This is a genomic window from Gymnodinialimonas sp. 202GB13-11, assembly GCF_040932485.1.
Classification (GTDB): domain Bacteria; phylum Pseudomonadota; class Alphaproteobacteria; order Rhodobacterales; family Rhodobacteraceae; genus Gymnodinialimonas; species Gymnodinialimonas hymeniacidonis.
In genome coordinates, this window is sequence record NZ_JBFRBH010000001.1 from 3,093,332 (window position 1) to 3,105,280 (window position 11,949).

The 11,949-nt window shown below is 61.8% G+C and carries 14 protein-coding genes; 4 read left to right on the forward strand and 10 right to left on the reverse strand.

All coding sequences use genetic code 11. The features are described from left to right. Positions 1-16: 16 nt before the first annotated feature. The 4 genes from recQ to V8J81_RS15850 form a co-directional block, all read right to left on the reverse strand. Positions 17-2,077 (reverse strand): DNA helicase RecQ, encoded by a 2,061-nt coding sequence (recQ, locus tag V8J81_RS15835; RefSeq protein ID WP_368476712.1) that lies wholly within the window; start codon positions 2,075-2,077, stop codon positions 17-19. 107 nt (positions 2,078-2,184) lie between these two features. After that, positions 2,185-2,838 carry an HAD family hydrolase gene (locus V8J81_RS15840; protein ID WP_368476713.1) on the reverse strand — a complete coding sequence of 218 codons (654 nt, stop codon included), beginning with the start codon at positions 2,836-2,838 and terminating at the stop codon, positions 2,185-2,187. After that, a complete protein-coding gene (rsmD, locus tag V8J81_RS15845) occupies positions 2,835-3,392 on the reverse strand; it encodes a 16S rRNA (guanine(966)-N(2))-methyltransferase RsmD (RefSeq protein ID WP_368476714.1) in 558 nt (185 codons plus the stop codon). The genes V8J81_RS15840 and rsmD overlap by 4 nt, the downstream gene beginning before the upstream one ends. A gap of 10 nt (positions 3,393-3,402) precedes the next feature. Continuing rightward, a complete protein-coding gene (locus tag V8J81_RS15850; RefSeq protein WP_368476715.1) occupies positions 3,403-4,611 on the reverse strand; it encodes an NAD(P)/FAD-dependent oxidoreductase in 1,209 nt (402 codons plus the stop codon). 75 nt (positions 4,612-4,686) lie between these two features. Here V8J81_RS15850 and V8J81_RS15855 point away from each other — a divergent pair, with 75 nt between their 5' ends. Next, complete coding sequence (locus V8J81_RS15855) at positions 4,687-5,175, forward strand: peroxiredoxin (RefSeq protein WP_368476716.1); 489 nt, start codon at positions 4,687-4,689, stop codon at positions 5,173-5,175. 59 nt (positions 5,176-5,234) lie between these two features. On the opposite strand, the gene V8J81_RS15860 is transcribed toward V8J81_RS15855, so the two are convergent. Genes V8J81_RS15860 through V8J81_RS15880 form a run of 5 tightly spaced genes read right to left on the reverse strand, consistent with a single transcriptional unit; the run spans position 5,235 to position 8,922 of the window. Further along, the gene (locus tag V8J81_RS15860; protein ID WP_368476717.1) at positions 5,235-6,128 is read right to left on the reverse strand and encodes a mechanosensitive ion channel family protein; all 894 of its coding nucleotides are present in this window, start codon (positions 6,126-6,128) and stop codon (positions 5,235-5,237) included. A 27-nt stretch (positions 6,129-6,155) separates the two neighbouring features. Then, positions 6,156-6,455: a 4a-hydroxytetrahydrobiopterin dehydratase gene (locus V8J81_RS15865; RefSeq protein ID WP_368476718.1), complete on the reverse strand. Its 300-nt coding sequence runs from the start codon at positions 6,453-6,455 to the stop codon at positions 6,156-6,158. Further along, positions 6,452-7,633: a GNAT family N-acetyltransferase gene (locus tag V8J81_RS15870; protein WP_368476719.1), complete on the reverse strand. Its 1,182-nt coding sequence runs from the start codon at positions 7,631-7,633 to the stop codon at positions 6,452-6,454. The genes V8J81_RS15865 and V8J81_RS15870 overlap by 4 nt, the downstream gene beginning before the upstream one ends. Before the next feature lie 60 nt (positions 7,634-7,693). Further along, complete coding sequence (locus V8J81_RS15875; RefSeq protein ID WP_368476720.1) at positions 7,694-8,458, reverse strand: glycerophosphodiester phosphodiesterase family protein; 765 nt, start codon at positions 8,456-8,458, stop codon at positions 7,694-7,696. Beyond that, positions 8,455-8,922, reverse strand: coding sequence for a RidA family protein (locus V8J81_RS15880; RefSeq protein WP_368476721.1), 468 nt, complete (start codon positions 8,920-8,922; stop codon positions 8,455-8,457). The genes V8J81_RS15875 and V8J81_RS15880 overlap by 4 nt, the downstream gene beginning before the upstream one ends. 277 nt (positions 8,923-9,199) lie before the next feature. Between V8J81_RS15880 and V8J81_RS15885 the strand changes: the two genes are divergently transcribed. After that, entirely contained in the window at positions 9,200-9,994 is a 795-nt protein-coding gene (locus V8J81_RS15885; protein ID WP_368476722.1) for an MlaA family lipoprotein, read from the forward strand. Further along, positions 9,984-10,598: an MlaC/ttg2D family ABC transporter substrate-binding protein gene (locus tag V8J81_RS15890; protein WP_368476723.1), complete on the forward strand. Its 615-nt coding sequence runs from the start codon at positions 9,984-9,986 to the stop codon at positions 10,596-10,598. Before V8J81_RS15885 ends, V8J81_RS15890 begins: the two co-directional genes overlap by 11 nt. A 7-nt stretch (positions 10,599-10,605) precedes the next feature. On the opposite strand, the gene hspQ is transcribed toward V8J81_RS15890, so the two are convergent. Further along, entirely contained in the window at positions 10,606-10,932 is a 327-nt protein-coding gene (gene hspQ, locus V8J81_RS15895; RefSeq protein WP_368476724.1) for a heat shock protein HspQ, read from the reverse strand. An 87-nt stretch (positions 10,933-11,019) separates the two neighbouring features. Here hspQ and V8J81_RS15900 point away from each other — a divergent pair, with 87 nt between their 5' ends. Beyond that, on the forward strand, positions 11,020-11,907 hold the full coding sequence (locus V8J81_RS15900) for an AEC family transporter (protein ID WP_439649904.1): 888 nt from the start codon (positions 11,020-11,022) through the stop codon (positions 11,905-11,907). The last annotated feature ends 42 nt before the right edge of the window (positions 11,908-11,949 follow it).

Sequence of the window (11,949 nt, forward strand, 5' to 3'; positions counted from 1 at the left end):
AAGCGGCAGTGTGGGCTTATCCAGCCTCGCGCAGAACTTCGAGGAAGACTTCGCCGAAACGGTCCACCTTCTGGTCGTTCATGCCATTGATCCGCGCCATGGCATCGAGGCTGTCGGGTTTTCGTTCGGCGATCTTGCGCAGGGTAGTGTGGGGGATCGACAGGTATTTGCCGGTACCATCATCGCCGCGCATCAGTTCCTGACTGGCTTCCATCAGGCGGTCGAAAACATCGCCCGCGTCTCGACCTGCCAGCGCGCGGCGGGCGGGGTGGATCGGTTCGGGCGCATCGCCGGTGATGACCTGCAGAAAGGCGTCACCGTAGCGGTCGAGCTTGGTCGCGCCGACGCCGGAGATCCGCGCCATGGCGTCGAGGGTCGTGGGGCGGGTTTCGGCCATTTCGATCAGGGTCTTGTCAGTGAAGATGACGTAAGCCGGCACGCGGGCGTCTTCCGCCAACGCACGGCGCTTGGCCTTGAGGGCAGACATCAGCGGGGCGTCTTCTTCGCTGACCAGCATCTTCACGGCAGGGCGGCGGGGGGCCTTGGTGATCGTGTCTTTGCGGAGCGTGATGGAGGCCTCGCCGCGCAGGATCGGGCGGGCGGCCTCGGTCATGCGGAACGCGCCGTGGCGGGCAGGATCGGGGCGGACGAGGTCGCGACCCATCATCTGGCGGAAGACGGCCTGCCACTGGCGTTTGTCGAATTCGGTGCCGACACCGAAGACGCTGAGCCTGTCATGGCCGCGCTGGCGAATCTTGTCGTTGTCCGCGCCAAGCAGCACGTCGATCAGATGGCCCGCGCCGAAGTATTCGCCGGTGCGCAGCATCGCGGACAGCGCCTTTTGCACGGCGACGGAGGCATCGAACAGCTCAGGCGGTTTTTCGCAAAGGTCGCAATTTCCGCAGCCCTCAGCCTCCTCCCCGAAATAGCCAAGCAGCACCTGACGGCGGCAGCCTTGCGCCTCGGCCAGACCGAGCAGCGCATTCAGGCGGGCATGGTCTGCGTCTTTGCGTTCGGGGGGCGCGAGGCCTTCGTCGATCTGCTGGCGGCGGAAGCGGATATCGTCGGAGCCGTAGAGCGTGAGCGTATCGGCCGGCGCGCCATCCCGGCCGCCGCGACCGATTTCCTGGTAGTAGCTTTCGATCGACTTGGGCAGGTCGGCATGGGCAACCCAGCGGATGTCGGGTTTGTCGACGCCCATCCCGAAGGCCACTGTGGCGCAGACGATCAGGCCGTCTTCCGCGTTGAAGCGGTGTTCCACCACGCGGCGGTCATCAACGTCCATCCCGGCGTGGTAGTGGCAGGCGTTGTGGCCAGCTTCCCGAAGGCCCTGCGCCAAGGTTTCGGTCTTGGCGCGGGTACCGCAGTAGACGATGCCGGACTGGCCCTTGCGGGCGGCGGCGAAGCTGAGGATTTGTTGGCGGGGCTGGTTCTTGACCTCGAACGCGAGGCTCAGGTTGGGGCGGTCGAAGCCGCGCAGGAAAATGTCAGGCTCTTGATCGTCGAAGAGGCGGTGGCAGATTTCCGTGCGCGTTTCCGCGTCGGCGGTCGCGGTGAAGGCGGCGATGGGGACGTTCAGCGCGCGGCGGAGCGCGCCGATGCGCAGGTAGTCGGGGCGGAAATCGTGGCCCCATTGGCTGACGCAATGGGCTTCATCGACGGCGATCAAGGAGACGCCTGCGCGGCTGAGCATCCGCTCGGTGCCGCCGGAGGCGAGGCGCTCGGGGGCAATGTAGAGGAGTTTGAGACTGCCCTGTTCGAGCGCGTTCCAGACGGCATCGGTTTCCTCGGGCCTGTTGCCGGAGGTGAGCGCGCCAGCCTCGACCCCCGCTTCACGCAGGCCGCGGACCTGGTCGCGCATGAGGGCGATGAGGGGCGAGATGACGACAGTGACGCCGTCGCGCATGAGCGCGGGCAGCTGGAAGCAGAGCGATTTGCCGCCACCGGTGGGCATGATGGCAAGCACGTTTTTGCCTGAGGCCACAGCCTCCACAATCTCGGCCTGTCCGGGCCGAAAGGCATCGAAGCCGAAGGTCGACTTCAGGATGGCAGAGGCGTCTGGATGCGCGACCAGCATGGGTGGAGGGCAGCCTGCTTAGAGTTTGTTTCGAATGCTCGTTATTCTGGTGAACGTCCCATATTGAGATTCGGTAAACAAGACCAACAAGATGCGGTTTCTGTGGATTATTTCAGGTGCAGGAGGGCGGGAAGGTCGGCCATGTCGCGGAAGACATGCGCGCCCTGTTCGGCCAGTTTGCCGCCGCCCTCGGGTGCGTAGCCGAAGCACGGCATGCCGGCGCGTTTTGCGGCCAATGCGCCGGAGGGGCTGTCTTCGATCACCACGGCGCGGTCTGGGGTAACGCCCATTTCGCGGGCGGCGATCAGAAAGAGGTCTGGGTCGGGCTTGGCAACGCCAAGCTCATGGGCCGAGAAGCGTTTGCCGTCGAAGCGCGGCGCGAGGCCGGTGCCGCCAAGGGTGATGTCCATCTTGGCCTGCGAGCCGTTGGTGGCGACGCAGAAGGGGATGGCGTTGCCGTCGAGCGCATCGAGGACATTTGTAATGCCGGGGATCAGGTCAACGCCTTGGCGGAGGCGGGCATAGCCTTCCTCGTAAATCTCGTCGATCCACTGGTTGTCGGTGCCGGGGTAGGACGCGCCGAGATCGCGCGCCTTTTGGACGACGCTGGTCATGGAACTGCCGATGAAGGTCGCCATGACGTCGGGCAGGGTCATCGACAGGCCGTAGCGGGCGAGGTTGGCGGCGAGGACTTCGTTGAAGGGCGGCTCGCTATCCACAAGCACGCCGTCGCAGTCGAAGATGACGAGGTCAGGGGTCATGGGAACCTCAGAAGTGTGATGGTGGTGTTGCCGTAGGTGCGTTGGTCGAGCGTCTCGAATGGGGCGGGGATAATGGGGGCGGCTTCCTCCTCCCACACGATTGTTGCGCCGCGGGCGAGCCAGCCTTCGGAGGTGAGGATCGGCAGGACCTCTTCGCCGAGGCCCTGGCCGTAGGGCGGGTCCAGAAAGACGAGGTCGCAGGGGCGCTGCGCGGGGCCGATCTGGCGGGCGTCTTTGCGGAACACCTTGGTGATGCCTTGGGCGGCACAGGCGGCGATGTTTTCGCGCAGGAGCGCGCGGGCGGCGGTGCCGTTGTCGACGAAGGTGGCATGGGTGGCACCACGGCTGAGCGCCTCTAGGCCAAGTGCGCCAGTTCCTGCGAAGAGGTCGAGCACACGAGTGCCTGTCACCAGATCGCCGTTGCGCCCATTGGTCAGAAGGTTAAACAGGCTTTCGCGGACGCGGTCGGTGGTCGGGCGCAGATGCGCCGCCGCATCGCCTGCACCGACATCGGCCAGTTTCTTGCCGCGCAGGCGGCCTCCGACAATTCTCAATGATCTGGCCTCATGCCTTGAGCAGTGCCTTCAGGTCACTCTCCGGGTCAGCCACAACCTCAGGCGCAGGCGATTTCCCAGCCTCGATCAACCGCTTACCGATCATGTAGCCGCGCGGGTCGTTCATGGCGTCTACGGCCAGCAACTCATCGCCCTTATAATACCAATGCGACCGACCCTTTTCGCCGTCGCGCACCGCCACTTTGTCGTAGCCGATATTCAGGCCCGCGATCTGGAGCTTTACGTCGTATTGATCCGACCAGAACCACGGCTTTGGCACGTAATCCTCATCCGCGCCGAGGATGTTCTTGGCGACTGCTTCGGCCTGATCAATCGCGTTCTGGACCGACTCCAGCCGGATGCGCTCACCGCGATATGGCAACGACGCGCAATCGCCCGCCGCCCAGATATTCGCATCCGACGTGCGCCCATGAGCATCGGTCGCAATCCCGTTTTCCAAGGACACCCCAGCCTCAGCCGCCAATGCATCGTTCGGCGTCACCCCGATCCCGGCGATGACCAGATCATAGGGATGCTCTTCCCCATTTTTCAGCATGGCGCCAACCACTTTACCGTCCGCCGCGTCGAGGCACTCCAGCCCGACACCTTCCTTGATCGTCACGCCATGGCTTTCGTGCAGCCCGCGAAAGTAATCCGCCGTCTCGGTGCAGGCCACGCGGCCCAAAATGCGCGGGGCGGCTTCGATCAGGGTCACGTCCATGCCACGCTTGCGGGCGACAGCTGCGGCTTCCAAGCCGATGTAACCACCACCGACGATCAGGCAGCGGCGATCTTGCGTCACCGAGGGTTCCATGGCGTCCACATCTGCTAGCGTCCGCACCACATGCACGCCAGCAAGGCTCCCGCCAATCTCTGGTGGCAAGTGACGCGGCGTGGACCCTGTTGCGAGGACAAGTGCGTCGTAAGGCAGCGCTTCGCCGCCAACCGTCACCGTCTTGGCAGAGGCGTCAATGGCCTCAACCGGCTGCCCCATACGCAGATCAATATTGTTTTCGTTGTACCAATCCAGCGGGCGGAGGTAGAGCCGCTCCAACTCCATATCGCCGAGCAGGTAAGCCTTGGACAGCGGCGGGCGCTGGTATGGCGGAACCGGTTCGTCCCCGATCAGTATGATCGTGCCGTCAAACCCTTCGGCCCGCAATTTCGCAACACAGGCAGACCCGGCCTGCCCCGCCCCGATGACAATGATACGATCCATGGCGCTTTCCTGTTGGCGTGCTTCTGGCGGACCCTATATCCGCATCAACGAACTCGACAAGCAGGAGAGACCCAGATGTCCATTTCCGCCGGCGATACACTGCCCAACGCAACCGTCCTTCGCATCGGGGCCGAAGGGCCGGAGCAAGTCGATATGGACAGCCTGACCAAAGGCCGCAAGGTCGTGATCTTCGGCCTGCCCGGCGCCTATACCGGCACCTGCACCTCGGCCCATGTGCCATCTTTCATGCGCACCAAGGACGGGTTTGATGCGAAGGGTGTGGATGAGATCATCTGCGTATCGGTGAACGACCCGTTCGTCATGGATGCGTGGGGGGCTTCGACAGGTGCGAAAGATGCGGGTCTTACTATGCTTGGGGATGCGAGCGCCGAATTCACCAAGGCCATCGGCATGAACTGGACAGCAGAGCCCGTGGGTTTTTACGACCGGTCACGCCGCTATGCGATGTATGCCGAGGATGGCGTGGTGAAGGTGATCAACGTCGAGGAAGGCCCCGGCGTCTGCGAAGTATCCGCTGGCGAGACGCTGCTGGAACAAATCTGAGCGCCGTCTTCTCGAACGCCATGGAAAAAAGCCCCGGAGCTTCCTCCGGGGCTTTTGCTTTATTCGGCCGCAACCTCTTGCGGGTTAGCCGCCAATCGGATCGGCGCATTGTCGTGAATGACCGTGCGGGTCGGGAACGGAATGTCGATGCCCTTCTCATCAAACGCCTCTTTCAGCTTGCGTTTGATGTCGGCCTGATAGTCCCAGTATTTCGGCTGATCGACCCAAGCGCGGACGAGGAAGTCGACCGACGAGTCGTTCCAGTTGTTGATCTGAACCCAAGGTTCAGGCTCGGCATGGGTGCGGTCATCGCCCGATAGCACATCTCGAATGATCCGCTCGGCCTCGGCCAGATTGACGCCATATCCCACACCGAACGTCCATTCGGCGCGGCGGGTGTCGTAGCCGGAGTAATTCTTGATCTCGTTGCCCCAAACCTCGGAATTCGGGACAAAGATCTGGACGTTTCCGATGCTGGCCAGCTCCGTCATATTGAGCGAGATGTTCCTCACGGTCCCCATTTCATCCCCGACCTCAACGAAATCGCCGATCTTGATGGGGCGGAAAAGGATGATCATGATGCCCGCCGCCACGTTGGACAGTGCGCCTTGCAACGCGAGGCCGATCGCCAGACCGGCCGCACCGAGGGCCGCAATGATCGAGGTCGTTTGCACGCCAAAGGTATTCAGGACGAACAGCAGGCCAAACGCCATGATCACGTAGCGCGCGATGTTGCCGAGGAAGGTGAACAGCGTGTTGTCGAGGTGCCGATGGTTTTCGCCAATCGCGCGGATACGTTTGCGGACCCAACCCGCGAAAAGAACGGCTACGACAAGGATCAGCAGCGCTGCGACGACGCTGCCGAGCACGCTTGCCATGAATTCAATGGTGAAGATATCGCCTACGGTCGTGCCGGCGGCGATTTCGGTGTTCAGGATATTCTCAAAGTCCATTTCGGGCCCTTGTTGTGGCCCCGGAGTTTAACCCGCCAGACGATCCATCTTGGACGCCATGGCGATGTCGAGTGTCGAAAGCCCGCCGACATCGTGTGTCGTCAGCGTGACCTCAACCGTCTTGTAGACGTTCGACCATTCCGGGTGGTGGTTCATTTGTTCTGCCACCATCGCCGCGCGGGTCATCCAGCCAAAAGCGTCCGAGAAATCCGTGAAGGTGAAGGTCTTGGAGATCGCATCCCGGTCAGGATCATGGGTCCAGCCACGGTCTGTGACTTCGGCCAAAGCCGCGTCGCGATCTGCGCCTTGCAGGGTCTCCGCCGTCATTCCGGCTCCTCCACATTTGCTTTTCTGAACGGGCCGTAGCCTGTCAGAACCTCGATTTCTTCGTCCACTGCGGCGCGTTCGGCTTCAAGATATTTGCCGATCGCCTCAGCGAATCCCGCATCGCGCACCCAATGAAGTGAGTGCGTGGTGACGGGCATATAACCCCTGGCAAGCTTATGGGTTCCCTGTGCGCCTGCTTCGACGCGCTTGAGGCCGTTTTTGATCGCGTAATCAATGGCCTGATAATAGCAGAGCTCGAAATGCAGGCAGGGGTGATCTTCGGTGCAGCCCCAGTAGCGGCCATAGAGCGTTTCTGCGCCGATGAAGTTGAGGGCACCTGCGACGGGTTGGCCTTCGCGGATGGCGAGGCAGAGGAGCATGTCTTGGGCCATCGTCTGGTGGGCGATGTCGAAGAAATCTCGCGTCAGGTAAGGCTGGCCCCATTTGCGCGCGCCGGTGTCTTGGTAGAAACGCCAGAAGGCGTCCCAATGCTCGGGTCGGATGGCATCGCCGGTCAGCGAGACAATCTCTCCGCCGAAGTTCTGCGCGCGTTCGCGTTCCTTGCGGATGTTCTTGCGCTTCCGGCTGGAGAGGGAGGCGAGGAAGTCGTCGAATGTCTCGTAGCCGTCATTCATCCAATGAAATTGCTGCGAAGCGCGGCGCATGAGGCCGATTTTTTCGCCTGCGATGGCCTCATCCTCGGTGCAGAAGGTGACATGGAGGGAGGAGAGGTCATTGTCGGCGGCGACCTGAACCGCGCCTTGGATCAGGGCGGAAATCCCGACGGCTTCCCAGCCGGGCCGAGTTAGAAACCGGCGTCCTGTGGCAGGCGTGAAGGGGGCTGCGATCTGAAGCTTGGGGTAATACTCGCCACCCGCATTTTCATAGGCATGGGCCCAGTTGTGATCGAAGATGTATTCGCCCTGCGAATGACCCTTGGCGTACATCGGGGCGCAGGCGATGGCCTTATCTTCATGACGGGCGACGAGGTAGCGGGGTTGCCAGCCGCTGCCGGGGCCGACGCTGCCCGATTGTTCCAGCGCATCGAGAAAGCGGTACGTTGTGAAGGGGTCACTGGGGCGGCCTTCTTCCGGACAGGCGCAGGCATCCCATTCTTCCGCGTCGATCTGCGAAAGGCTGCTGAGCAGGTCAATCGTGATGGGGGTGTCGCCGTCCAACGGGTCGCTCCAAATCTGGCTTACCCCAAAGATGGGTTCGCGCAGGCGATGGTCAACGGATCAGCCGGGAAACGGCGCGGCGTATCCCTCGAACGTGATATTGTCGGCGACTTTACGGGCCATCGCCTCATCTTCGGGCGATTTCACGGTCCAGCAGAGGATCGGCACGCCCCTCGCCTTCAGTTCTAACACGCGCGGTGCGCCCAATTGGTGGCAATTGTGGCTGATGAAGCTGGCACCAACGGCATCGAAGGCCGCAATCTCACGCAGTTGGTGGAGCGAGTCAGAGGAGAGGTCAGGCCATTCCTTCTCGGCATAGCCATCGGTCGTGATCCCACGCACGACCTGAGGGGCGCGTTTGGCGAGGTTGGCGACCATGTGCGGATTGAACGACATGACCGCCACGGGGCCTTCATAGCCTTCCAATGCCTGCGCCACGGCGCGCTCAAGATCATCAGGCGCAGAGCCGGTTCCGCCGGACTGGTCTTTGAGCTCGATCAGCAAGGGCACCTGCCCTGCAACCACCTCCAACACTTCGGGCAGGGTCGGCACACACTCGTCCGAGCCCGTAAGCCGCAGCGTTCCCAGATCGCGGGAGGCCCAGCCCCGGATCGGGCCGCTTTCGCCGGTCAGACGATCCAATCGATCATCATGGAACACCATTGCCGCATTGTCGGAGGCCAATTGGACGTCAACCTCGATCCCATAGCCCGCCGCAATGGCGGCCTTCACGGCGCCCATGGAATTCTCGATCACGCCATTCGCGCGGTTATGCAACCCGCGATGCGCCAGCGGGATCGTCAGAAAGGAAACGTCGAGCGTCATGGCTTGATCTGAAAAATGCCTTCGATCTCGACGGCGACGTTGAACGGCAAAGCCCCTGCGCTGACCGCGGAGCGCGCGTGGCGACCTGCATCGCCCAAAGCTTCCACAAGGAAATCGGAGCAGCCATTGATCACCGCAGGCTGTTGCTCAAAATCAGGGGTGGAATTCACGAAACCAGTCAGCTTCACAACCCGTTCCAGACGATCCAGATCGCCACCACAGGCCGCTTTCACCTGCGCTAGAAGGTTTATGCCGCAGACCCGCGCGGCAGCCGCACCCTGTTCAACACTCAGGTCAGCGCCGACAGTCCCCTTGATCATCTCACCATTTTCCATGCTGATCTGACCGGAGACATAAAGCGTCTCACCGACCTGCACGAAGGGCACATAATTGGCGGCGGGCGCTGTCGCCTCGCCCAATGTAACGCCGAGCTCAGCCAATCTTGCTTCGAATTTCCCGCTCAAACCGAGCCTCCCTTGAACCTTGGATTCGCCGCGAACCGTAAGCCGCGTCACCGCCAAGGGAAAGGGGCGTCAGATGCGTGCGTCACCCGGTTTGTGAGTTGATATCCGCCCAAATCTCGCGGTCTTGTCATCTGAAACGACAATTCAGGTGTCGTGCCCTGCGCCCTTGCCCTATATCGTTAGGAACAGGCTTCGGTTTCCGCACTGCCATGTTGGGGCCGCGACGCATTTGGGGGATATCGTGCGCAATCGGATTTCTATCCATTCAGCAAGCACCATGGGCGTCCTGGCGCTGACGTTGCTGATCACCGCATGCGGCCCCGCGACTTTGCCGCCAGGTGATCAGGTCGAAGATCAGTATGAGGCCCGCAACCGCGCGGCCCACGAATTCAACCTGTCGCTGGATCAGTCCTTGCTGGGGCCAACGTCGGACGCCTATGGCAATTCCGTACCCGAGCCTGTGCGCGACGGCGTATCGAATTTTGCGTCCAACCTGAACCAGCCCGGCTATGTGATTAACAATCTGCTGCAACTTCGCTTGGGCGATGCGGCGCAGAACACGCTGCGGTTTGCAATCAATTCGACGCTTGGTGTGGCAGGCCTGTTCGATGTTGCGTCTGAGCTAGGCGTGCCCGCCGAGTCGACAGATTTCGGTGAGACACTACACATCTACGGCTTCGGGGAGGGCGACTACATCGTGCACCCGGTGCTTGGTCCGTCCACCACGCGCGACACGGTGGGCATGGTTGTCGACTTCGCCATGAACCCGCTGCGCCACCATGTGGATACGCCCGAAAGCTACTACCTCACCGCGACCTCCGTCGCCTCAGGCCTCGACAGCCGCTACCAGTTCGATGGCACCATCGACTCGATCCTGTACGAGTCAGCGGACAGCTATGCACAACTCCGTTCCCTCTACCTGCAACAACGCCGGTTTGAACTTGGCGGAGCGGCTGCCACCTACGAAGACCCGTACGCCGGGGATGACCCAGCAGCCGCGGCAGAAGCCGTTGCCGCCGATCCCTATTATGACCCTTACTCGGACCCGTATTTTGATCCCTATGCCCAATAACCTGCTCAAATTCCGCCGCCGCGCCTTTCTGTCCACCGCCCTTGCCGGGACGACCTTGCCGTTCCTGCCACGTCAGGCGCAGGCCCTGAATGCCGCCCAAGCGCAGGCTCTGGTCGATGCCGCCGTGGCCGATGTGAACCGCGTGATCGCTTCTGGCGGGTCAGAGGCGCAGGTCTTGCCGCAGATGGAGCGGATATTTCAGACCTACGCAGACGTGCCCACCATCGCACGTTCGGTTCTTGGACCGCCCGCACGCAGCGCAAGCCGCGCCCAGATGCGTGCCTTCACAGACGCATTCCAAGACTACTTCTCCGCCAAATACGGCCGCCGCTTCCGCGAATTCATCGGTGGTTCCATCGAAGTGAATTCCACCCGTGCCGTGCGCTCATTCTTTGAGGTCATTACGACCGTAAACATGCGTGGAGAGGCCCCGTTCGAATTGCGGTGGCTGGTGTCGGACGGTTCAGGCAGCCCGCGCTTTTTCAACCTGATCATCGCGGGCGTGAACCTGATGATCTCGGAGCGGACAGAGATTGGTGCGATGTTGGAGGCCCGCGGCGGATCCATCGACGCGCTGACGCAGCACCTGCGTACGCTCGCCTGAGCCTGCTTCAGTTCAGCTGATATTCCAGCGGGTAATGCCCGTCCTGAAAATCACCAAACAGATCCGGCAAATCGGGGTGGCCCACGGGCTCTCCGGTTTCGTCCGGGATCAGGTTCTGTTCGGACACATAGGCCACGTAGTAGGTCTGATCATTCTCGGCCAGCAGGTGATAGAACGGCTGTTCCTTCCGAGGGCGCGCCTCTTCGGGAATCGCTTCGTACCACTCATCGGTATTCGAAAATTCGGCGTCGATGTCGAAAACCACCCCACGAAAGGGGTGTTTCCGGTGCCGAACCACCTGGCCGATATTGTATTTGGCGTGTGTCTCAAGCATGGCTTGCCCCCGGGTAGTAGCCTGTTTGTTAACGAAAACGGGCGCGGTTTGTCCATGCCGAGACGCGGAATCTAAGGGAAACAGTCTGTGAACCTTGCCCTAACAGTGCTTGAGATCACGGCGCCTGTGTTCCTTCTGGGCGCGGCTGGCTTTGGCTGGGTGCGGTTGGGTTATGACTATCCGACCGAGTTCGTGACACGCCTTGCGATGACGTTAGCAGTACCCTGCCTGATCTTCACGGCTTTGGTTTCGGCGGATATCGATGCGGGCGCGGTCCTGTCGCTTGGGTTGGCCACAGCGCTCGCCTACGGGGTCGCGGCGGTGCTGGTGCTGGGCCTTTTGCGGCTGATCGGTCGTAACCTGCGCGCCTTCTCTGCCCCGCTCACGTTCGGCAATACCGGCAACCTCGGCCTGCCGCTTGCCCTCTTCGCATTTGGCGATCAGGGGCTTGGCCTGGCCGTCGTTGTCTTCGCCATCATGGCTATTGTGATGTTCACGTTTGGTCTGTGGATGGTGGCAGGGGCCGCCAACCCGTTGCGCGTTTTGAAAGAGCCGATCCTTTGGGCATCCGTTCTTGGCGTCGTTTTCCTGTCGCTCGATCTGACTCCGCCCGAGGTTGCGATGAATGCGCTGGGTCTGATGGGGCAAATGGGCATTCCCCTGATGCTGCTGACCCTTGGTGCGGCGGTCGCTCGGCTGAAACCCGCCGGCGTGGTACAGGCACTTGGCCTTTCTCTGGCCAAGCTGGCAATCGGGCTTGCGGCGGCCATTGTGGCTGTGTGGGCGCTTGGCCTGACAGGTCTGCCCGCCGCCGTCCTGATCCTGCAAATGGTCACGCCTGTTGGGGTCACGTCCTACCTGCTGGCCGAACGCTACAAGCAGGAGCCTGAGGCGGTCGCCGGCCTTGTCGTGATCTCCACCCTGCTCGCCATTGCCACGCTGCCGGTCACATTGTCGTTTCTGCTCGCCAACTGAGGCATTCCACCAGTTTTACTGCGCGGCTTTTTCGGCTATACT